Raw genomic sequence first — 22,401 nt, 5'->3', positions numbered from 1 at the left:
GGTGAACCGGCCACACCACCCAGGGCACTAACCACCCAGGGCATTAGATCTTGCGGACGCCTTCACGCCACACTGCGGCCGTCAGCGGGACCCCCGGCCGGTAGGCCAGGTGCGTGGCGGATGTGGCCTTGAGCATGTGCAGGTCCGCCCGGTGCCCCACGGCAAGTGTGCCAACGGCCCGTTTGCCGTCCTCATCCAGTCCGGATGCGCGGCCCAGGGCCAGTGCTCCCCCATAGGTTGCAGCGCGTACGGCCTCGTGCACGCTGAGCCCCATCTGCAGCACGGCGGTCGTCACGCAGAAAGCCATCGAGGACGTGTATGAAGTGCCCGGATTGGCATTCGTGGCGATGGCCAGCTGCACGCCGGCATCCAACAGTTCACGGGCCGGAGCCAGCGGGGCGCGGGTCGAGAGGTCACAGGCTGGCAGCACGGTGGCGACAGTTCCGCGCACACCGGAACCACGCCCCGCATTGGCTCCCCCATCCCAGGCGGCCCATGACTGCGCAAGGCGGGACACGTCGTCGTCCGTCAGGAAATTCACGTGGTCAACACTGGCGGCGGCAAACTCGACGGCGAGCGCCACCCCTGCGCCGGGACCCAGCTGGTTGCCGTGGACGCGCAACCCCAGCCCGGCGTCGCGGCAGGCGGACAGCACCTGGCGGGACTGTTCCGGGGTGAAGGCGCCGCGCTCACAAAAAACGTCGGCCCAGGCAACGTACGGGCGGACGGCGGCGAGCATGTCGCCGCAGACCAGCTCGGTGTACTCGTCGGCGTCCATGCCGGCCGGGACCAGGTGAGCGCCGAGGTAGGTGACCTCGTCGGCCACAGTGGAGGCGATCCTGGCGCTGCGCCCTTCCTGGTCCACGTCCAGCCCGTAGCCGGTTTTCGTCTCGAGGTACGTGGTGCCCTGCGAGACCGCCTCGGCCACCCGACCCAGGCCCATCCGGGTGAGGTCGTAGTCGGAGGCGTCGCGCGTGGCGTCCACCGTGACGGCAATCCCGCCTGCACTGTAGCTCTCCCCTGCCATGCGCGCCTCAAATTCGGCGGTGCGGTCCCCGGCAAAGATCAGGTGCGTGTGCGAATCCACCCACCCGGGCAGCACCGCCCGCCCCTGCGCGTCCGTGTGACTGTCGGCGGCCGGGGCCTTGTTGCTTGGCCCGATCCACGCGATCCGCTCCCCCTCCATCACCACGGCCGCATCCCGCAGCGTGCCCAGCTCGCCGTCCTGGGTCATCAATTCACCGATGTTGCTGATCAGTTCACTCATGCCATCAGCCTACGACGGCGTGGCTCACCTGCGGTGCCCGGCGTTCAGGCGGCGTCTGGCATGGCAGATACCGGCGCCCGTTTCGCTTGCACGCAGCACCCGACAGCCGTGACAATAGTGGTATGACGTTTGTTTCCCTTCTGGGCTTTGCCGGGCTGTGCCTGATGCTGGCCCTGATTCCCGGCCCCGACACCTTCCTGGTGCTGCGCATTTCCATGAACCGGGTCTCTGCCGGGATTTGCGCGGCCGCCGGCAGCGGGACCGGTGCGATTGTGTGGGGCGCCCTGGTGGGATTTGGCTTGGCCGCTGTCTTGGAGCAATCCGCTGAGGTGTTTAGGTGGATCAAGATCGCCGGCGGGCTGTACCTGATGTACCTGGGCATTTCGGCGCTCCTGAAGGCACGCAAGGCACGCAAGGCAGGGATCGCCGCGGGCGGCTCGAAGGAGGCGCCGCTGCCCTACAGCCGCGGTGCCGCGTATGGCGCCGGCACAGTTTCCACGCTGCTGAACCCCAAGGTCGGCTTGTTTTACCTGGCCGTTGTGCCGCAGTTCATTCCCCACGGTGGCAACACGCTCGGCACGGCATTGCTGCTGGGCCTGACACTTGCCATCATCGGCTTCGTCTACCTGGTGGTCATCGCCTTGGTGGCCTATAAGACCATGAAGTGGCTGAAGAAGCCCAAGGTCAACACCGTCATCGAACGCATCAGCAGCGCCATCTTGGCTGTGCTCGGGGCCGGTGTGCTGGCTTCCGGGGCCACCAGCTAGGCCCGCACGGCGCCACCAGCTAGGCCGGCACGGGCTTCACGCCTCCCCCAGCATTGGGGCTGTGGGCGGTTAAGTCACCATGGTGCGCCACTTCTGAGGTGGCGCACCATGGTGCGTTAACGGGCCGCAGGAGTCGGGTTAGTGCCGCCCCGAACCCTGCAGCCCCGCCCGCTGCGGGCTCAGCGCCGCAGCCCATGGCGCGTCTTTGGCCGGCACGGTCCCCGCGATGAGCTGCGCGGCCAACGTTGCGAGCGCCGCCGAGGTCTGGATGCCGTAGCCGCCCTGCCCCGCCAGCCAAAAGAAGTTCGGCACTGCCGCGTCGAAGCCCGCCACCGGCACGCCGTCGGGCGCTTCCGTCCGCAACCCCGTCCAGGCACGTACGACGCCGGTTATCGCCAACGTTGTGACGGCGTCAATGCGGTGGATCAGTTTGGTGATGTCGGCGTCGAGCACCTGCGCGTCGCCCGGCTCGGCCGGCACGGATTCGCAGGGCGAGATCAGGAGGTGTCCGCCGTCGGGCCTGTAGTAGTACGACTCGTCGGCGGGCTCCACCATGGGCCCGGCAGGGTTCACCGGGGAGGCGGTGGACACGATGGCCACGCTGCGCCGGTACGGCACCAGATTCTTGGTCTGCGCACCGAAGATGGCTGCCACCGGCTCCGCCCAGGCGCCTGCGGCATTGACCACGACATTGGCGGTGATCCGGTGTTGGCCGGCCATGAGGGTGAACGAGCCGGTGAACGAGCCGGGCGAGGCTTCGGCAGCAGTGACGGGAGCCGCGGTCAGCACCACGGCACCGGCGGCCTGTGCCTGGCTGCGGTAAAACTCCAACAGCGCAGGGACGTCCACCTCCATGGCGGAATCGTCCAGCGCGGCAGCTGTAAACCCTCCCGGCCGCAGATCCGGGCTGAGCTGCAGGGTTTCAGCATGGTCCAGTGCCACCAGGGCGGGGTGCTGCGCCACCAGCGCCGCAACCTCCGCGTGGCTGCCAAGGGTCAGCAGCGGCCTCGGCCTGAGGATCGGCTCCGGCAGGGAGGCCGAGATTTCCTGCACCAAGGCGATGCTGCGCAGCGTCAGTTCCCGGATGACGGGCGGCCCGTAGTTGGGCTGCATCTGACGGGCCGAGCGCGATGACGTGTGATGGGCCAGCTCTTCTTCGGCCTCAACCAGCACCACACGCCTCGAGGGTGCCAGTGCCCACGCCAGTGATAGCCCGGCAATCCCGCCGCCAATGATCAAAATGTCCGTATCCATGGCGCCATCGTGGCACACCAGCACGGTCCATTGCCAACGCACCCGCGGCCGTTGTGCAGATGATCTGGGCCACTGCATAGACTGTAGCCAGTCCCAGAATCCGGCGCAGAGAGAGTGTGTGAAGAGAGTCCATGTCAAGTTGTTGCAGTCCCGAAGGCCGTGCGGCCGGCCATGCCGAGCACTCCCCCTCAGCTCCCCAGGTGTTTTCCCTCAGCGTGCCCACAGCCACGGCGGAACGTACTCCCCGGGCAACGCACCTGAGCGTGCAGGCGGCGATACCGGGCGGCACCTTCGCCATGGGCGACCCCTTCGATGAGGGCTACCCGGCCGACGGGGAAACACCCGTCCACCAGGTCGCCGTCTCAGCGTTCAGCATCGACACCACCGCCGTGAGCAATGCCGCCTTTGCCGCATTCATCGACGCCACTGGCTATCGCACGGAATCCGAGCTCTACGGCACCTCGGCCGTATTCCATCTGGCCGTACAGGCTGCTGCGGCGGACATTTTGGGCACCGCCGCCGGCACGCCCTGGTGGCTCAATGTCCGCGGCGCCGACTGGGCACACCCGGCGGGCCCCCTGTCCAACTGGCGGGACTTCCCCGAGCACCCAGTCACCCAGGTTTCCCACACCGATGCACTGGCTTATTGTGCTTGGGCCGGGCGAGCACTGCCCACCGAGGCGCAGTGGGAATTTGCTGCGCGCGGCGGTCTGGCGCAATCGCGCTACCCGTGGGGCAACGAGCTGCACGGCGTTGATGGGGACGGTGGCACGGTCCACCGCTGCAACATTTGGCAGGGCACCTTCCCCACCGTCAACACGTGCGACGACGGATTCCTCACCACCGCGCCTGCCGAGAGTTTCGAGCCGAACGGCTATGGGCTGTATCAAACCAGCGGCAACGTCTGGGAGTGGTGCGCCGACTGGTTCCTGCCCAAGTACTACAAGAGCTGCCTGGCCGAGGGCACCGTGACGGACCCGGCCGGTCCCACGATCGGCCGCGGCCGGGTCATGCGCGGCGGCTCCTACCTGTGCCACGATTCCTATTGCAACCGCTACCGTCTCGCAGCCCGCAGCTCCAACTCCCCCGAATCCGCCAGCGGCAACTTGGGGTTCCGGACGGTCAGCCTGGCTGGCTGAGGCGGGACCTGAGCCAGCCGAGTACGGCGTCGCCCTGCTTTCGCTGAAAGGAACGCAGCGTGGTGATGCTTGGCGGTGCCGGACGGCGGGACATGTCCAGAAAATAGCCGGCGTACCCAGCCAGGACGCCATTGATGGCGTCCTGGCTGGCTCCCGAGAACACCGGATGGGCCGTGAACCAGTGCTCCACATTTGTGTCCGGCGCTGTTGTTTTCACGTTGATGAGCACGGCCAGGGCATCGGACCAGGGTGAGCCAATATCCGCCCAGGGCCAGTCGAGCAGAACCGCGCGGTGCTCCGTCAGCAGGATGTTGTCGGCCCGCAGGTCGCCGTGGACCAGCGAGTTTCCGGCCAGCGCCGTGACACCTTTTTGGGCAAGTTCCGCAAGTTCCGCCAGATGGGCAGCAGCCCATGGATCCATGGCGTGGTCGGTTCCGTCCATGGGGCGCCGGGTGAGTTTTTCCCATCCCAGAAAGGCCTGGCTAAGCGATTCTTCATGGCGGTTCAGCTCAAGTCCGGACGGCAGTTGCAGCGAAACTATGCCGGCCAGCGCGTCAAGAACCGTTGAGACTTCAGCCTCAACCCACGGTTCCTGCGGATGCCGGCCCGGCACATCGGCGAGGACCAGCGCAACCCAGGTGCCGTCGTCGTACATCCCGAGAAATTTCGGTGCGGGAACGGCCGTCGGCAGGGCAGCGGAAATGACTGCTTCACGGCGGTGGAGTTCCGGGGACGTGGCGTTGGCGTCGGCGCTGACGGCCTTCACGAACGCGCGGCGCCCCGACGCCAGGAGCACCCTGTCCGCCGATCCCGGGGAGAATCCGCCCGGCTGGGAGACCGCCTCGACTACCGCTTCGCCGAGAATTTCCTCGACTCCTGCGCGGACCTGCTGCGGGAGCTGGGACCAGGCAATGCGCTGGCTCATGTCATCGCCGGGGCCGAGGGGCGAGCGCGAGGATGGTGGCGTCGTCGGCGATCTCGCCAATTTCCGCCTGCCGTACGCGCAGCTCGTGCATGAGACCCAGCGCGTCCACGGTGGTGGCGGTGCGGGCGAGGAATTCCTCCGGCCCGCTGACAATGCCAAGGTCGACGGCGCGCCAGGCCCCGTCGCTGGCCATCACCATCAGCTCGGGCTGGCCAAGCTGCACGACGTGGGCGTGGTCGGCCGCCTCGGGTTCGCGCCGCGCCACCCAGAGCCGGCCGGGGGTGTTGCGCAGTTCGCGGTCGCGGATGAGGAGGTCACGGCGGGTTGGCAGCTCCTGGGACTTGCTCGCCGTGGCCTCGAAAGGCTCGACCAACGGTGCCGGCGGGACCAGCTCGACAGGCTCGACCAGCGGAACCCCCGCGTCGGCGTCGCCTGCGCGCACGAGGTGGGTGGCGCCGTCGTGCATCCTGACAACCACGGTGCAATCCGCCAGGCTGGCGATTTCCACACCGCCGGCATTCAGCTGGGCCACGGAGATGGCGGCACTGGGAAAGCGGACTTTCTCGGCGCCCACCAGCTCCGTGCCGGCAGCGTCGATGGCGGCCAACGCACCGGCCAGCACGGCCCGAACCCCCTGCCGGGCTGGATCAGGGGCTCCGGCACCCAGCACCTGCGTGAGTTCCTGGGCCAGCCATTGCGGGTTCGATGCGGCGGGAAGCACCAGGGGCTCCAACAGTGAGGTGGCACCGTCGATGATCCAGGCGTTGGGCCCGTTGAAGCCGCAACTGTCCTCGATCACATGGGCGTCGCCCTCGAATTGCACGCGTGCGCGGATGTCCCAGCCGTAAGTCATGTTTTCATCCTGCCATGCCGAAGCGTGGCGGGGAGGCTGGCCGGGCCTCGGAGCGAGGATGGATTTTGCTCGCGAAGACTGAGCGGCAAAATCTTACTGCTCGCGAGAGGCCGGGCCTGCCGTCCCCAAGCGGCTACCCTTCGGCGCGGGCGGCGATGAACGCCTGGACGCAGGCCTCGACATCGTCGGTGCTGTGCGCTGCCGAAAGCTGGACCCGGATGCGGGCCTCGCCGCGCGGCACCACGGGGAAGCTGAAGGCCGTGACGAACACGCCGTGATCCAGCATGGCGTCGGCCACGCGGGCGGCCTCGACGGCGTCGCCGAACATGACGGGCACGATGGCGTGCTCGCCGGGGAGCAGCGTGAAGCCTTCTTCTTCCATGCGGCGCCGGAACAGTGCGGCGTTCTCGAACAGCTTGCCGCGCAGTTCCACGGAACCCGCCACAAGTTCCAGTGCCTTTAGCGTTGCAGCAACGATGGCGGGTGCGAGCGAGTTGGAGAACAAGTAGGGGCGTGCCTTCTGGCGCAGCATGGCGACGATCTCCCCGCGTCCTGCAACGTAGCCGCCCGATGCGCCGCCGAGGGCCTTGCCGAAGGTGCCGGTGTAGATGTCGATCCGGTCCGAAACCCCTGCATGCTCCGGCGTTCCGGCGCCCGTGGCACCCATGAAGCCGACGGCGTGGGAGTCGTCCACCATGACGAGGGCGTCATACTTGTCGGCAAGGTCGCAGATGGCGCCCAGCGGGGCCAGGAAACCGTCCATCGAGAACACGCCGTCGGTGACGATGATGGTGCGGCGGGCTCCGGCGCCATCATTCAGCGCGGCGGCAGCCTGCAGCTGGGCCTCAAGGTCGGCCATGTCCTGGTTGGCGTAGCGGAAACGCGCGGCCTTGGACAGGCGGATGCCGTCGATGATGGAGGCGTGGTTCAGGGAGTCGGAGATGATGGCGTCCTCGGCGCCGAACAGCGATTCAAACACGCCGCCGTTGGCGTCGAAGCAGGAGGAGAACAGGATGGTGTCCTCGGTGCCCAGGAATGCCGAGACGGCCGCCTCCAGTTCCAGGTGCAGGTCCTGCGTGCCGCAGATGAAGCGGACGCTGGCCATGCCGAAGCCGTGGCTGTCCAGGGCCGACTTCGCGGCGGCAATGATGTCCGGGTGGTTGGCCAGGCCCAGGTAGTTGTTGGCGCAGAAGTTCAGCACGCCGGCGGTGGCCCCGCCCAGCGGGCCTGCCTCGATGTGGCTGGACTGCGCCGTGGTGATCTGGCGTTCGGTCTTGAACAGGCCGGCGGCGCTGATTTCGGCCAGTTCGGTGGCGAGCTGGTCCTTCATGGAGGAGAACATTATCGATCCTTACGTTCGTGGTGGGGGTGCTGGGAGGAAGCACGACGGCGGATGGCGGGGTCCCGCCGTCGTGCTTGGAAACGCTGTGGCTACTTAGGCACTGTGGTTGCGCAGGCGCTGTGGTTCAGCAAACACAGGCTTGCGCAGGCTCAAAAGTCTAGGAGAAGACCGACCAGTCGAGCACGATCTTGCCGCCGGTGCCGGCGCGGGCCGTGCTGAACGCCTGCTCCCATTCGGTGGCGGGCAGGACATCGGTGACCACGGAGGCGACGGCCTTGCGCAGGACCGGGTTGGAGGAGAGCATGGCACTCATGGCATACCAGGTTTCATACATTTCCCGTCCGTAAATGCCCTTCAGCGTGAGCATGTGGGTGACGACCTTGCCCCAGTTGATGTCGATCGACTCGCTGGGCAGGCCCAACATGGCGATGCGGCCGCCGTGGTTCATGTTGTCGATCATTTCAGGCAGGGCGGTGGGATGGCCAGACATTTCCATGCCGACATCGAATCCTTCACGCAGGCCGAGCTGCTGCTGGGCTTCGCGCAGGGTGGTGGTGGCGACGTTGACGGCGAGGTCGGCACCCATGGCGGTGGCCATCGCAAGGCGGGGCGCGGAGACGTCGGTGATGGCGATCTTGCGGGCGCCGGCGTGGCGGGCCACGGCGATGGCCATGAGGCCGATGGGGCCGGCTCCGGTGATGAGGACGTCCTCGCCTATGAGGTCGAAGCTCAGCGCGGTGTGGACGGCGTTGCCCAGCGGGTCAAAGATGGCGCCGAGTTCCGGGGTGATGGAGGGGTCGTGGTGCACCCAGACGTTGGATTCGGGGATGACGACGTATTCGGCGAAGGCGCCGTCGCGCTGGACGCCCACGGAGATGGTGTTGATGCACATGTGGCGGCGGCCGGCACGGCAGTTGCGGCACAGTCCGCACACGATGTGGCCCTCGCCGGAGACCTTGTCGCCCACCTTGACGCTGTGGACGTCGGAGCCGATTTCCACGATTTCGCCGTAGAACTCGTGCCCGGCGATCAGCGGCGCCACGATGGTGGAGGCCGCCCACGCATCCCACGCCTGGATGTGGAGGTCGGTGCCGCAGAGGCCCGTGGTGTGGACCTTGATCTTGACCTCGCGCGGCCCGGCAACCGGTTCGGGCCGGTCAACCAGTTCGAAGCCTGCGTGGGGGCCGGATTTGTACAGAGCTTTCATGGGCGTGCAGTCCTGTCGTGGAGGGGTGCGGGCCCGTCGCGGGCGTTGAATTCCATTACAGCCCCTGAAACCGTTTAGCACAATCGACAATTTCTCCATCGTCAATTAAGTATTTACTTAGCTATATGCTGGGTGGATGGAACTTCACCAACTGCACATGCTGCGTGAGCTCGGCGAATTGGGCAGCATCAAGGCGGTCGCCGACACCCTGTCTGTCACACCCTCCGCCGTCTCGCAGCAAATCACCTCGCTCCAGCGCCAAGTGGACACGCCGCTGACGCGCAAGGATGGCCGGAACCTGGTTTTGACAGAGGCCGGCAAGGTGCTTGCCACAGCAGGCGCCCAAGTCATCGACGCCATGGCCACGGCCAAAGCCGCGATCGGCGCGTACCAGCACGACGCCGGCGGCACCGTCACGATCAGCGGTTTCCACAGCGCCGGGCAGGCCCTGTTCGCCCCGCTGGTGCGGCGGCTGGCGGCGGCCCAGTCTTCGCCCGCCCAGTCCTCCTCCTTGATGTTCGACGCCGGCCACCCGCCGACCATTTCCCCGGAGGCTGTGCCCCGGGTCAAGTTTTCGGACGAGGACGTGGCCCAACAGGATTTTCCCGGCCTGACCGCCCGTTACGATCTGGTCCTGGCCCACCGCATGGACCACAGCCCGGAATGGCCGGAGGAGCGGGTGACGGTCATTCCGCTGGCGCACGAGCCACTGGACGTGGCGATGGCCGTGGACCACCCGCTGGCGGGCCGGCACTCGCTGACGGCGGCCGACGTCGTCAGTTTTCCCTGGGTGAGCAGCCGCAGCGGCTATTCCCCCGCCGATGTTTTGGTGGCCGTGGGGGCCATGGCGAGCCGTCCGGTGGAGGTGGTGCACCGGATCAACGATTACTCCACCGTTGCCGCGCTCGTCTCCACGGGCGAGGTGATTGGGCTGTTGCCACGCTACACCTCGAGCCCTGCGCTGAACGACGGCGTGGTGCTGCGGCCGTTGGCCGGGATCAACACGCAGCGGCGCATTGATTTGCTGGTGCGGCCGGAAAACTACAAGCGCCGCTCGGTGCAGCTCGTGGCGCAGGCGTTGCAGGAGGTCATGGCGGAGCTGGCGGGCGGGTAGCCTCCGCCAGCCCCTCATTTCGCCGAGATGTAAGATCATGCCCTCCCGGGGGTGTGCCCCGGAGGCGGCGGGCAGCGATTGCGAAAATGCCGTGGTTTGCCGGAAATGCCATGGTTTGATCTACGGCATTTCCGGCAAACGGCGGCATTTTTCACAAAGTGGGGCATTTGTTGGAAAACGTGTCAGCCTAGGAGCGTGCTCCCGGGCCACACAGCCACCGCCGCGTTGCGGTCCATGAAGTCCTCATAGCCCAGTTCGGGAACGGCGCCGGCCCACATCTTCTGTGCCAGCACCCCGAACGCCGGCTTCACAAGTTCATAAACCGCACGCTCGTCATAGTCCAGCAGCACCAGGTCATTCCAGAGCGCCGACGCCGCGCCGAGGAGCTGCGGGTGGCCCGGGTACAGGTTGTAGCCGGTGCCGAAGATGTGCGGTTCCCAGTTTTCGAAGAGGTCCCGGGCGTCCAGCCCCTGGCCGTGGTAGTAGTCGGCGAACGGCACAATGTAGAGCAGGCGGTCATCGGTGTTGATGACGTTGTAGCCGTCTGCCACAGCCGCCTGGCCGCTGTACCAGTCCCTGCTCCAGGCGCACATGGTCACGTCCCGGTTGTAGCCGCCGGGGCCGGGCGCCCCGGCACCCTCGGACATCATGGTCAGACTCCCCCACGCCACAGGGTCTTTGCCAAGGGAGCGCAGGTGTGTGCTGACGGCGTTGAAGAATCCGCGGTAGGTCTTCGAATGTCCGCGGGCATATTCATCGGCGCCGAAGTGCACGGCCGGGCCACGGAACCACGGCACAAACTCCTCAAACACGTTCTTGACCAGCTCCACCGTCTCCGGCTTTTCCAGATCCAGCATGTCCGAATCCCCGCCGTTCAGGCCCAGTTCCGGGCGCCAGCGGATGAAGGAGCGCGAGTGTGCGGGCACGTCGATTTCCGGGATCAGCTGCACGTGCCGCTGGGCCGCCAGGTCCTCGAAGGAGTCCCACTCGGCGCGGCTGTAGGCGCCGTCCTCCGCCGCGAGCCCTGCCAGCCAGGGTGAATCCGAGGCCAGCCGGAAGCCCTGCTGCGCCTGATCCCAGCTGCGCTTGGTGTCCTTGGTGATTTCATTGTCATTGAGGTGCACCATAAAGGTGTTGAGTTTGTACCAGCTCAGGAAACGGATGTAGTCGCGCAGCGCCTCCGGGCGCGCAAAGCGGCGTCCGACATCGAGCATGAACCCGCGCACCGGATAGTTCGGCCAGTCGGTCGCGATGCCGGCCGGCAGTTCCGTGGAGGCCGACAGCATTTGCAGCAGGCTTCGCGTCCCCCAGTAAACGCCGGTGGCCGTCCGCGCACTGATGCGCACACCGCCGTCGATCGCCAGCACGTACCCCTCGTCCGGTGCCGTGGCATTATCGGTGCCAAACTCCAGCTCCGGGTCCAGCACCAGCGTGATCTTCCCGGCACCGGTGTCCGCGCCAATGCCGCCTGCCAGCCCGGTGACGTCGGCGATGTCCGCGCGCAGCGTCCGCGCCAAACCAGCCAGATCCTCTGGATGTTCGACGACGAACCCCTCACCCAGGCCAGTGGTGCCGGGCTGCGCCTCCCAGCGCTGGAGCGATGGCACCACGACGGGTGCGGTGGGCGTGGCTGAGTCTGTGGTGCTGTTCATGGCTGAAATGTTTCCTTTCACGGCGTTGCGCCGGCAATGGCCTCGTTGACCTGTTGGCGGCTGCGCAAATAATGCACGGGGTCGTAGTTGAAACTGTCCATGGCGAGCGGACCACCTTGGCCGTTGCTGTCAATAATGTCCATGACCGCCGCACGCCCGGCCAGCTCTTCGAGCAGCGTGAACGCCCGGTGGTCGGCCATCGCCTGGGCAAAAATCTTGAAGCGGATGGACGCCCACGGTGTGCCTTCATCGCCCGGGTAGACCATGAACGAGTCCCCGCCCTGAAAATTCCCGCCAGCGCAGGTGTCCTTGAACGGGTCGATGCTGCTCACGGAATAGGCGGTGTTGTAGAAGTTGAATCCCCAGTGCAGGAAGCCCGAGCATTTCATGGCGAACAGCTGGTGGCCCAGGACCCTGTTCCTTGCTGAGGGCATCGCGATGAACCGGTTGGCGACCCCGGCATCCTGCGCCGTGCAGTAATAGACCCACAGCCGGTCCATGCCAGCTTCCAAGAATGGTCCGACGGCGTCTGTCGCCACGATGGGTCGGTTGACGGCGCCGCTGGTATAAAACGCATAGTCGCTGAGCGCGTCGACAACCTCCACGCCCTCCAGCAGATCGGCCACAACAGCTTTTGCTTCCAGGTAGCTGGCCAGGGCCTTTTCGCCATGCGGTTCATCGGAAATATGAAAAAACACCCGGTCCAAGGACCAGTGCTCAGACAAGACCACTCGTAGTTCGGGCAGGAGCGCGGCCATCAGCCGGCGATAGGAGGGGTCGGTGGCCGGGACATCCCACCCGAATCGACGTACTGCCTCCGTCCCGGTGGTGACGTAGATGGCGGGAGTGAAGCGGGCGCCCCACTGTGTGAACAGGTGGGCAATTTCGAGGTACTTGATGCCGTGACGGGCACAGATCTCCAGCCAGCGCTCAAGGAGGCTGAAATCGAAACTGTACTCCCCGCCGCCCTCCGCTATGCCAATGAGCTGGGTGGGCAGGCGCTCGCCCCCGATGGCGGTGTCCAGTGGCGGGGTCCAGGTGGGGGTGAGCAGGGAGTTAACGCCCATCTCTGCTGCCGAGGCGATGAACTTGTCGATGGCGTTCCAGTGTTCTTCGCTGAAAACCTCGACGCCGTAGAAGCTCGCCAGCCCGTCGCAATGGAACCAGTGGGAATTCACGATGGCCAGCTCGGGCAGGCGGCGGCCTAGGACGGTGATGGTGAGGCGGTCTTCAAACAACACCTCCCCGGCGGAACCGGTGACGCGCACGGGGACTTCATGGCTCCCGGCCAGTTCAGCACCCTCAACCGTGATATCGACCCAGGCTGAGGTCCACGAACTGGCAAGGGGCCTGATGCCGCCGTCGGGTTTGGGACGCAGCAGATCCGGGTAGAGGCCGGGGGTGTCGCGATCGTAGCCTCCGTCGTGGCCAGGGAACGCCGCCACGGTGCAGGGCACCAGTTCCACCTGGTGGACCACCGCCCATGCACTCAATGCGCCGCCGATACTGACGGTAAGGTCCCCTGCGGGAGCGAAGTACCGGGTCAGGGGCGGGCGGATCGCGATTTGGAATGAAAAAGTTTCGCCCAGGAACGTGGACGTGGGCACGGACGGATCGTGCGGGCGCGGGACAGCATCCGGATAGACCTTTTCCAGCGAATCGACAAGCATGAAGGCCCATGAGTCGCTGGCAAGAGTGAGTTTCCGTGAGTTCATTTTCAGGGGGAGGCTTTCTTAATAGAGGTGTCCCGTTGAAGGTGACGGGCGTGACGGGCTGTGTGTGGAATCAGTCCTGGTTTGACCCGTTGCCATACGGATTCCACATGGTCAGGCGTGGGAGCGGGACATTTTTTCCGCACACGAACATAACTGATCTTGAGGAAACTCATGGATTATTGGACCGCCACCTCCGTGTGAGGCACGGCACAACCGACAATATCAAGACTCGAATCAGATTCACGCATCGGGGCTTCCGGATCATGCGTCGACACAATCACGATCCTTTTCTGTGATTCCTGTTCCAGCAACTGCCAGACAATGGCGCGGGACTCGCGGTCGAGGCAGGTGGTTGGCTCGTCACAAATCAAAATATCTGGATCATTCAGCAGCACCCTTGCCAATAGCATTCGCCTTTCCTGCCCACCGGACAGCCGTGATCCGTCGCCACGGGGGAATATTTGGTGCGCCGTGGACTTCGTGTCACATGCAGCCAATAATTCGAGATTCTTCAATGACTCCAACGCCGCGTTACCTCGGTCGCGGCCCAGTTCCACATTTTCCATTAGGTCAGCGGCCAGAACTGGAGCTGATTGCCTTAAATATCCGACTGAAGCTTTACACCTGCTCCGGCCCGACCACTCGATCGTGCCATTTCTGACGGGCGCCAGACCGGCAAGACCGTCGAGAAAAACGGTCTTTCCCGAACCACTGGGGCCGAGGACCCAAGTGATTTGGCCAATTGGAGCTTTAAAAGAAGTGACTCTCAGAGCATGTCCTCCACCGAATGACTCACAATGAAAGTTTTGCACAGAAAGGATGGCGGGCTCGGCTGAGAATACGCTTGAAATGGTTGCAGGCAGGTACCCGTCCGATCCCGCCTGCTTGAGTACAGATTCCGACTGTCTAATCTGGGCGACGCCGCTGCTCAAGGAAGAAACGCCAAAACCCAGAGATTGAAGTGGGACCAAGGTAGCTACTGATATACCAATGATCGCCACGATGTCGGCCGCCTTGAGGACACCAACGTGCTGGATGGCATACGCATAAACCATCCCAAAGATTCCAGCCGCGATGACCGAGATCTGGAAAATTTGGAGCAGGCCAGTCGTCATATAGCTGGCATGGGCTCTCTGCTCAAATTTCCTGCGATCAGCCCGGTAACGTTCGCGAAGGTAATCGCCAACACCGAGGATTCTCGATTCCCGCCAAAATTCCAACGTATTTTGGAGGACGCCAAATGAGCTCATGGCTTCTTCCATGGACGAATGTTGCCTCGCCTGATGCCGCCGAATAATTGGCCTGCTTCCAAAAATCAGGACACAGACGGCAACAACAAATACCGCCGCTGGAGCGTATCCGTAGAGCGTCATGAACATGACCAGACCGACAACCGCGTTCAAAACTGCCGGCACGATACTCGAGACAACAGCCCACGTGGAGTTCCTAATGCCTTCCGCCCCGCTGTCGATCGCGAAGCTGAGTTCAGCATCACCTATCGCAGCGCGGTCAAGAGGGCTGGCGGACTCCTGCCGCTGAATCGCATCAACAATGAACCTAGTCTGAAGCCGCTGTTCCACGCGTCCGTACAATTGGGTCAGTCCCGGTGAAATCATCCGGGATGCAGCCCATACGGCACTGTAAATGAATGCTGCAAACACTGTTTGACTCATGGCGTCGCCCCCAGCCTCGAAGGCGCCCACCAGCCATGCCAGTACCAGTGAAGGCAGAACAGCAAAGAGACTCTCCACACCTTTTAGTGTCCAAATGCCTGTGGACAGCAACCGGCCTTGACTCCAGATGTCGCGCAAAATACGCATGATTGTAGGAAATATTCCGTGCTGCATATCTAAACCTGACTTCCATCAAAGGCAGCCGGGTCATTCGCAACCGGTGATTCAGCACGCGACAATCAAATGCGAAATCAAAAATGGTGCGACGACCACTTGCGCCAATAAATTGCGGGGACAAAAACGTCCAGGGGAACATGGCGACGGGAGCATTTGCCGGCGGCCGACATGAGGGCTCGCGGGCATTGAGGCACGCCATTGACCGGTTCATGAACCGGTTTGGCTGAGCAATTCACTGCTCCAACCGATCAAGTACTTGAGGGTGTCATTTGTTCGCTTCGTGTCAGGCGGCGTGCGGTTTCACGCGTGATACTGCCAACATATCGCAGGTGTTCGCAGCTTTCGTGAATATGACGTTGGCGTGGACATTATCTCCACAGCCAGCGGAGGGCGTCCGGGAGCAGGACACCGCCGTGGTTGGGGCTGTGTCCGCCATCGCCGAGAACAAGACGGAAGTCGTACCCGGCCTCGGCAAGGGCCGCCGCAACCCTGAGGTTGCTGGAGAGCCAGTTTCGTTCCGGCTGGTTCCAGCGCAGGTCCCGGTGGCCGGCCTGCAGGAAGGTCCGCAACGGTTTGGCCGGGGTGGCCGGGATGAGTTCGGGGTAGGGATTTCCGCCAGGCATCTGAACGAAGCTGGACAGGTACCCGATGACCTTGCGGAACTTGTCCGGGCGCAGCCACGCCGCAGTGAATGCACAATTGCCGCCGCTGCTGCCGCCACAGAGCCCCCACTTTTCGGGATCGTCGGAGATCGTGAACCGGGAAGTGACTTCCGGGATGATCTCCGTGAGCAGGAACTCTGCGTACCTGTCATCAAACGCGTCGTATTCTGCGTTGCGGTTCTTTGGGATCTCAGCGCCCGGGAAGATCCCCGGGTCGACGAACACCCCGATGGCGACCGGGATGTCCCCGTTGTGGACGAGGTTGTCCAGAACAATCCCGCCACGCACCTCACCCTCGGGATCGAGGTACCACCAACCGTCTTGGAACACCATTAATGAAGCGGGTTCACCCGGACGGTACTGCTGAGGCACATGGACCCAGAATTTGCGGGACGTGCCAGGGTAGACCGTGCTGCGGTTCCACTCAAATTCGATGGTGCGCCCGGCCGGAACTCCCTGCTGCGGAGTTGAGTCGGGCCCATGGGTGTAGCGCACGGCGGACTGGTCAAGGGGAAGCGGCTGGTACGGCAGTTCAGTAGGCACAGTCGAAAAGTCTAGCGTGTGGCCCAGGCCACCTTTGCACGGTGGAAGTTGGCCCCTGAATTCTCAGGCTATTGTGTGCACAAGAACCAGACCCGGCCGCCCGTCCGGGGCCTCTGGGCCGTGGCCCAGTTTTCGGTATCCCTGGCGCCGGTACAGCCGCTGGGCAGGGGAATCAGCATCCGTGGTTTGCAGCCAATGGGTTCGGGCGCCTGAGTGTGCCATGAGCATTTCGAGCAGTTCGGTGCCAACTCCACGCTGCCCGGAGCTGGGATGGACGGCAAGCAGCAACACTGAAAATGACCCCTCGATGAGCGCGGCAGCCTCCTCACCCAGGCAAGCCTGAAGTTGCTGTGACCATGGATCCGTTTCTTTGTCCCATTCCCAGGGATGGCCATAGGCGAAACCAACAAGTTCGCCATCGAGATGGGCAGTCACGGCCGCCACATCGGCTCGTGCACTGTTGTAGCCATACAGTCTTGCAAAGAGTGCCGCGACCTCTGCCTTTTCAGACAGTGGCGGCGGCTGGGAAGCAGCCGCATACAACCGTTCGATGGCATGAAGGGATGGCAATTCCACGGAGATGCAGGGCCGAATCAAGGGTATTGCAGTGGCGTTTCGATGCATGAAGCCATCCAACCACATGCGAGGGCGGGCCCACCCGTCAATCAACCGGCCCGGAACAAGGTGGTGCGCTAATGCCCGATGCGCACAGGTCCGCTGGCGTGGTTGCCCTGCGCAATGGACGAAAAGAGGGCGGCAAGATTGCGGGGGCCAAACACCTCGGTGGGGCCTGCGGCCTGAATTTCTTCGAGCGACCACCAGGCGAGGCCGTCCAGACCTTCATCGAGGAGCACCTCGTGAGGCCAGAGCCCGGCGGGGGCAAACCTCTTGGTCTTGATCAGGAAATAGTCATTGATGGCGCCGTCAAAGCCCTCGGTGATTGAACTGTCGTGGATTTCCTGGTGCCAGAGGTGCTCCGGCCGCGCCGATACGTCGAGGAGCAGTCCGGTTTCCTCCCGGAGCTCTCGCCGCAATGCCTCGTGCGGGGATTCTCCAGCTTCAATTCCTCCGCCGGGAGCCGCCCAAACAAAGCCCTTGCCGACCCGGTGGCGGCCAAGAAGCAGTTGTCGTTCGGGAGTAAGCAGGAGGGCACGCACCGAGTGACGCCAACGGAAACCAGTCATCTGCCCAGCCTAAGGGCACCTTGCTGGTGATGCTGGCAGGATCGTGCCAACGGACCATTCCATGAATGACGGGGCTATGGCTGAGCGAGCCGCCACAGCTGGGAGCCCAGCCCGGCCGCCAGCACGTGGGCTTGTTCCAGCGGCAGCCACCAGCACTCCCATTCCTCCGCGGCACCACCGTGCGACGGGTCCGATTCCCGCGCGATCCAGCGGCGGGACACATCCTGCGGTGGGACTGTCAGGTCCAGAAAATGCCGGTTGGCGATCTCATCGCGCATGGGCCGTACATCGTAGGACGCCGTGCCCAGCTCGCGGCTGACGATCCCTGTCATCCCGGTTTCCTCGAGAAGTTCGCGCTCGGCCGCCTCAATGGGAGACTCGCCCTCGGCGATAGTGCCGGCCGGCACCTGGACACCGGTGATGTGCATGGGGTGCCGCAGGCCGGTGATGTGCATGGGGTGCCGCAGGTGGGTGAAGACCAGCAGATGGCCGTCCTGGACCACGTAGCACACTGCTTTCTCTGTCACCTTTGGCATCGTTCGAGGATAGCAGCCGCCCTGTCCCCTGATGGACGACGCCGGATGGCCGGATCCCGCGACCGCGGCGGTTTGGGTGCGGCCCACCTCGCCGGACGAGAGCCCCGGCACCCAGGGTCAACGGCCGCTCACCTGTGCCGGGACCTGCCTGGGGCCGTCACGTTCCACCTCCCTTTGGTGCCAGGCGTGCCCGTCCGGAGAATCGCCCGCAGCACAGACAAGGGTAAATCCTGCACGCAGGGCGACCGTGGCGGAACGCGGGTTGCCGGGCAGGGCCCGGATCAGGGCGGAGGTGGCGTCCGTGTGGCGCCTCAAGAATTCCATGGCAAGGTCCACAGCGCGCGTGGCCAGACCATGCCCGCGGGCAGCCGGGTAAAGTCCGTAAGCCAGGTTGGCCTGGCCGGGTGCGAAGCCGGGTTGTTCGAGCTGGACGTCTAGGGTGCCGAGCGGTGTATTGCTTCCTTCATGGCAGATGGCAAAGGCAAAAATTGGCCCGCCGTCCCGCCACAGGACCTGCGAGCGCTCCATGTGCCTGCGGACGGTTTCCTCGGTGCTGACGCCGCCGCTTAGCCAGGTGGAAAACTCGCTGTCCTCGCCAGCCAGGTGGGCTGCGGCGTCGTCCATGGTGAGCGGGCGCAGGACCACGGTGCCGTCGCCGAGGGAGAACGTCTCGTGGTTGGCAAAGGTGCCGCGGTTGGGAACCCGCAGGGCCGGGATGGATGCACCCCGGGCAAGCGCCAGCAGTTCCTCCACGATCGCGTTCTTGCCTTCCGTGTATGACTGGCGGTCCGTGTCCAGGAGCGGGGACAGCTCCCGTTTGACGGCCGCATACCGTTGGGCTTCGGCGGGATGGGAGCGCAGGAAGTCGCGAAAGTCCACATGGTTGCGGTGAGGCTGCGAACCCTCCACGACAAGGTAGAGGTGGTGCAGCGGCAGCCCCGGGAGCATTTCAAAGGCCTCCCTGCCTGCAATCCCCAGGTTGCCTTCGTGTACCCATCCTGCGTCGGCCAATGCGGCAATCGCCGGAGCCACGTGACTGGCGGCCGGAACCACCACATCCAGGTCGATGACCGGCTTGGCATCGAGACCCGGCACGCTGGTGCTTCCCACGTGCTCGATGTGGTGCGGAACTCTCGGCAGACATGGCCGAAGGTGGCCGCAAATTTGCTCGAAGTCCTCATGCCAGGTCGGCTGGTGCGGGACAACGCTGTCGGGAGAACTCATGGTGCAATCCTAGGCGGGCAGCCGCCCAACGGGCCCCAAACTTGTTGTTACTGACTTTTTGGAACGAATTTCAATCATGATCTCGCAGCGACAGCATTTCTGCGATAGTGTCGGAATGTGCGCTGGGGCATACCTGTTGAGCGGTTCTGAGACGGCATGCCGGCGCGAACAAGGCGGCAGTTCGCTGCCCAACCATAAATCCCACACAGGAGCCTTTTCCATGAGCACCGTCACAGCTGTGACCACTTCTCCCCTGACAAACAAATCCCTGCTGACAGCCGAATCCCTGGCAACCATGCGTGATTCATTCGCCGCCGATCCAGTCCTGAAGCGCACCCAAAACGCCATCGCGAGGGTCAGTGTCGACGACCTCGCCATTGACCACCAGCTTGCCACCGCCCTGACCACCACCGTCTCCCACCGCATTGACGACTGGAAGGTCACCAACCAAAAGAAGTCCGGGCGCTGCTGGCTCTTTGCCGCACTAAACCTGCTGCGCGTCGGCGCCAAAGAAACGCTGGGCGTCAAGGAGTTTGAGTTCTCCCAAAACCACGCCATGTACTTCGACAAGCTGGAGCGCGCGAACTATTTTCTAGCCTCCGTCCTGGAAACCGCGGACCGTCCAGAAGATGACCGGCTCGTGGCCCACCTGCTCCGCGACGTCATGGGCGATGGCGGCCAATGGGACATGGCCGTGAACATCTTCAGCAAGTACGGCGCCGTGCCCAAATCCGTCATGCCGGAAACCGAGTCCTCCTCCAACACCGGGCGTATGAACGCCGTCCTGTGCACCTTGCTGCGCCGCGGCGCCGGCGAGCTGCGCGCGCTCACCAACAGCGGCGACACGGCCGGTGTGCAGGCCGCCTCGGAACGCATCCTTTCCGACGCGCACCGCATCCTGACCCTGCACCTGGGCACCCCGCCAACATCGTTCGAGTGGGAGTACACCGACGATGACAAGGTCTTCCACCACGAGGGCACCCTGACACCGCAGGAATTCCTGGCCAAGTACACCACCATCAACCTCGAGGACTATGTGTGCTTGGTGGACGACCCCCGGGCCGAGCATCCCAAGGGCGGCACCCTGACGGTGGAGCACCTGGGCAATGTAGTGGGCGCGGCCCCCGTGCTCTACCTGAACGTGGACATCGACCTGGCCAAGCGCCTGGCCAAGGAGGCCATCCTGGATGGCGAACCCGTATGGTTCGGCTGCGACGTTGGCCCGCAGATGGTCCGCCAGGAAGGCATCTGGGACGCCGAGCTCTACGACTACGCCGGGCTGTACGGCGCAGAGCTGGCCATGGACAAGGAAACCCGGGTCCGCTTTGGCGCCTCCGCCATGACCCACGCCATGCTGCTGACCGGTGTAGACGTGTTCGAGGGTCGCACCCGGCGCTGGCGTGTGGAGAACAGCTGGGGTGATGAGAGCGGCGACAAGGGCTACTACACCATGGCCGACAACTGGTTCGACGAGTACGTCTTCGAGGTGGTGGTGGACAAGAAGCGTCTCTCCCCCGAACTGCAGCAGGCTCTGGGCGCCGAGGCCACCGTCCTGCCGGCCTGGGATCCCATGGGGGCCCTGGCCTAATCAATCCAGTCGAAAAGTCCGACGGCGGGGGGGAACCTTTCCTCCGAAAGGTTCCCCCCCGCCGTCGTCCTTGGGTGGGGAGTCAGTGGCTGGCAGCGGCAGCGATCCGCTCTCGCGTGTGCGCCAGGATGGTGACAACGGGCCGGCCCGCGACCAGCTTCCCGTCCTGCACGAAGCCCTCTTCACGGCCGTCAAGGGCCTCCACCATTCTTGCCCGCCAGAGATCCAGCAGCGGCGTCGAGGCCGCATCATGGGCCAGGTTGCGGCACTCATCGGGATCCGTGGCCAGGTCAAAGAGCTGCTCCACACCCTTGGCGGAACCCCACACGTACTTGATCTTGCCGTCCGTCAGCCACTGGATGTTCTGGTTGAAATAGACGTGCTCGCCGTGCAGGTAGTCCCGGACCGGTCCGGCATCCGCTTCGCCGCGAACGTGCGGTGCCAGTGACTTGCCGTCCACCGAATCGGGAATCTCCACGCCCGCCAAGTCCAGCAGGGTGGGCATGAGGTCCCGCAGCTCGACGACGTCGTCCATGACTGCGCCCCGGGCAGAGTTCTTGGCGGAGGGCGCATCGGCGACGATGAAGGGTACGCGCGCCGAGCCCTCATAAGGCAGACCCTTGCGGAACATGTGGTGGTCTCCCATCATCTCCCCATGGTCCGAGGTGAAGGCAATGATGGTGTCCTCGGCCAGGCCAAAGTCCACGAGGGACTCCTTGATCCGGTTGATCTGCAGGTCAATCTGCGCCATCAGGCCGTAGTATCCGGCCCGGGCGCGGTGCACGGTCCGGTCGGCCAGGCCGCCAAAGGCAGCCTGGTAGTCGCCGTCCTTGCGGAACTCGTCCCAATCCTGTTCCCAGTCGCCTTCCACCGGCTTGTAGGGGTCGATGTCCAGGTATTGGTCATAGGCCCACTGTGGCGGATCATATGGCGGGTGCGGCCGGTGCCACGACAGGTACAGGAAGAACGGCTTGGACGGGTCGCGCCGATACATCCAGTCGATGGCCTGGGTGCCGATCCAGTGGCTGGGGTGCAGGTGTTCGGCCTTGTCCCAGGGACGGGCCACCACGGAGTTGCAGTTCACCCCGTTGTCGAAGTATTCCGCCTCGGGGGTGCTGCCGGGCTGGCGGCGCAGCCACGGCACATAGTCGTCGAAGAAGGCAAAGTTCTGCTTGAAGTTCTTCCGGGAGAAATGCATAAAGCCGTCGTGCAGGATGACATCGTCAAAACCTATGCGGGCCCGTTCCGGATACACATGCATTTTTCCAATGGCCTGGGTATGGTAGCCAGCCTTCTTGAATTCTCCCTGGATGGTCACCGGGTGTGCCACGTCAAAGGGGACGCCGTCGTTGTAGCCAACTCGGCCATGCTTTTCCTGCGACTGGCCGGTAAAGAGGGCAACGCGTGCGGGCACACAGGTGGGCGTGGCCGAATAGCCCTTGGAAAAACGGACACCCCTGCGGGCCAGCTCGTCCAGGTGGGGTGTTTCCACGAAGGGGTGCCCCTCCGATGACAGTGCGTCACCGCGCCATTCATCAACACAGATTAAAATTACGTTTGGCTTGGTCATCGTTGGACA

The 22,401-nt window shown here is 64.2% G+C and carries 19 protein-coding genes; 4 read left to right on the top strand and 15 right to left on the bottom strand.

The window, feature by feature from the left end:
- Nucleotides 1-43 precede the first annotated feature (43 nt).
- Nucleotides 44-1,267 (bottom strand): imidazolonepropionase, encoded by a 1,224-nt coding sequence (gene hutI, locus art_RS19660; RefSeq protein WP_038467630.1) that lies wholly within the window; start codon nucleotides 1,265-1,267, stop codon nucleotides 44-46.
- 122 nt (nucleotides 1,268-1,389) lie between these two features.
- Between hutI and art_RS19655 the strand changes: the two genes are divergently transcribed.
- Entirely contained in the window at nucleotides 1,390-2,034 is a 645-nt protein-coding gene (locus tag art_RS19655) for a LysE family translocator (protein WP_038467627.1), read from the top strand.
- A 138-nt stretch (nucleotides 2,035-2,172) separates the two neighbouring features.
- Here the strand turns inward: art_RS19655 and art_RS19650 are convergent, their stop codons facing one another.
- Nucleotides 2,173-3,288 (bottom strand): FAD-binding oxidoreductase, encoded by a 1,116-nt coding sequence (locus tag art_RS19650; protein WP_038471143.1) that lies wholly within the window; start codon nucleotides 3,286-3,288, stop codon nucleotides 2,173-2,175.
- Between the two features lie 131 nt (nucleotides 3,289-3,419).
- Between art_RS19650 and art_RS19645 the strand changes: the two genes are divergently transcribed.
- Nucleotides 3,420-4,427: a formylglycine-generating enzyme family protein gene (locus tag art_RS19645; protein ID WP_082000462.1), complete on the top strand. Its 1,008-nt coding sequence runs from the start codon at nucleotides 3,420-3,422 to the stop codon at nucleotides 4,425-4,427.
- Here art_RS19645 and art_RS19640 read toward each other — a convergent pair.
- The 4 genes from art_RS19640 to tdh all read right to left on the bottom strand — a co-directional run bounded on the left by art_RS19640 (nucleotide 4,411) and on the right by tdh (nucleotide 8,754).
- Nucleotides 4,411-5,352: a phosphotransferase family protein gene (locus tag art_RS19640; protein ID WP_038467624.1), complete on the bottom strand. Its 942-nt coding sequence runs from the start codon at nucleotides 5,350-5,352 to the stop codon at nucleotides 4,411-4,413. The genes art_RS19645 and art_RS19640 overlap by 17 nt on opposite strands.
- A gap of 1 nt (nucleotide 5,353) precedes the next feature.
- Nucleotides 5,354-6,205, bottom strand: coding sequence for a hypothetical protein (locus art_RS19635; protein WP_038467621.1), 852 nt, complete (start codon nucleotides 6,203-6,205; stop codon nucleotides 5,354-5,356).
- 133 nt (nucleotides 6,206-6,338) lie between these two features.
- Entirely contained in the window at nucleotides 6,339-7,547 is a 1,209-nt protein-coding gene (locus art_RS19630) for a glycine C-acetyltransferase (RefSeq protein WP_038467618.1), read from the bottom strand.
- Nucleotides 7,548-7,704: 157 nt separating this feature from the next.
- Nucleotides 7,705-8,754 (bottom strand): L-threonine 3-dehydrogenase, encoded by a 1,050-nt coding sequence (tdh, locus tag art_RS19625; protein WP_038467615.1) that lies wholly within the window; start codon nucleotides 8,752-8,754, stop codon nucleotides 7,705-7,707.
- A gap of 136 nt (nucleotides 8,755-8,890) precedes the next feature.
- Here tdh and art_RS19620 point away from each other — a divergent pair, with 136 nt between their 5' ends.
- Nucleotides 8,891-9,868, top strand: a complete 978-nt coding sequence (locus art_RS19620; protein WP_038467612.1) for a LysR family transcriptional regulator — start codon at nucleotides 8,891-8,893, stop codon at nucleotides 9,866-9,868.
- Nucleotides 9,869-10,050: 182 nt separating this feature from the next.
- Here art_RS19620 and art_RS19615 read toward each other — a convergent pair whose 3' ends face one another.
- The 8 genes from art_RS19615 to art_RS21355 form a co-directional block, all read right to left on the bottom strand.
- Entirely contained in the window at nucleotides 10,051-11,520 is a 1,470-nt protein-coding gene (locus art_RS19615; RefSeq protein WP_052136820.1) for a family 20 glycosylhydrolase, read from the bottom strand.
- A 17-nt stretch (nucleotides 11,521-11,537) separates the two neighbouring features.
- A complete protein-coding gene (locus art_RS19610) occupies nucleotides 11,538-13,235 on the bottom strand; it encodes a DUF4091 domain-containing protein (protein ID WP_052136819.1) in 1,698 nt (565 codons plus the stop codon).
- Nucleotides 13,236-13,411: 176 nt separating this feature from the next.
- Nucleotides 13,412-15,055 carry an ABC transporter ATP-binding protein gene (locus art_RS19605; RefSeq protein ID WP_162182079.1) on the bottom strand — a complete coding sequence of 548 codons (1,644 nt, stop codon included), beginning with the start codon at nucleotides 15,053-15,055 and terminating at the stop codon, nucleotides 13,412-13,414.
- A gap of 398 nt (nucleotides 15,056-15,453) precedes the next feature.
- Nucleotides 15,454-16,290: an esterase family protein gene (locus tag art_RS19600; RefSeq protein ID WP_038467606.1), complete on the bottom strand. Its 837-nt coding sequence runs from the start codon at nucleotides 16,288-16,290 to the stop codon at nucleotides 15,454-15,456.
- Between the two features lie 63 nt (nucleotides 16,291-16,353).
- Nucleotides 16,354-16,914, bottom strand: coding sequence for a GNAT family N-acetyltransferase (locus art_RS19595; protein WP_157875380.1), 561 nt, complete (start codon nucleotides 16,912-16,914; stop codon nucleotides 16,354-16,356).
- Between the two features lie 68 nt (nucleotides 16,915-16,982).
- Nucleotides 16,983-17,474: an NUDIX domain-containing protein gene (locus tag art_RS19590; RefSeq protein WP_038467603.1), complete on the bottom strand. Its 492-nt coding sequence runs from the start codon at nucleotides 17,472-17,474 to the stop codon at nucleotides 16,983-16,985.
- A gap of 74 nt (nucleotides 17,475-17,548) precedes the next feature.
- A complete protein-coding gene (locus art_RS19585) occupies nucleotides 17,549-18,010 on the bottom strand; it encodes an NUDIX domain-containing protein (RefSeq protein WP_038467600.1) in 462 nt (153 codons plus the stop codon).
- Between the two features lie 117 nt (nucleotides 18,011-18,127).
- A complete protein-coding gene (locus tag art_RS21355; RefSeq protein ID WP_082000461.1) occupies nucleotides 18,128-19,234 on the bottom strand; it encodes a bifunctional GrpB family protein/GNAT family N-acetyltransferase in 1,107 nt (368 codons plus the stop codon).
- A 220-nt stretch (nucleotides 19,235-19,454) separates the two neighbouring features.
- On the opposite strand from art_RS21355, the gene art_RS19575 reads away from it, so the two are divergent.
- On the top strand, nucleotides 19,455-20,822 hold the full coding sequence (locus tag art_RS19575) for an aminopeptidase C (RefSeq protein ID WP_052136816.1): 1,368 nt from the start codon (nucleotides 19,455-19,457) through the stop codon (nucleotides 20,820-20,822).
- Nucleotides 20,823-20,904: 82 nt separating this feature from the next.
- Here art_RS19575 and art_RS19570 read toward each other — a convergent pair whose 3' ends face one another.
- Nucleotides 20,905-22,392, bottom strand: a complete 1,488-nt coding sequence (locus art_RS19570) for an arylsulfatase (protein WP_038467597.1) — start codon at nucleotides 22,390-22,392, stop codon at nucleotides 20,905-20,907.
- Nucleotides 22,393-22,401 lie beyond the last annotated feature (9 nt).

This window comes from Arthrobacter sp. PAMC 25486 (assembly GCF_000785535.1).
Taxonomy (GTDB): domain Bacteria; phylum Actinomycetota; class Actinomycetes; order Actinomycetales; family Micrococcaceae; genus Specibacter.
This window is presented reverse-complemented; position numbering and strand designations above follow the sequence as displayed.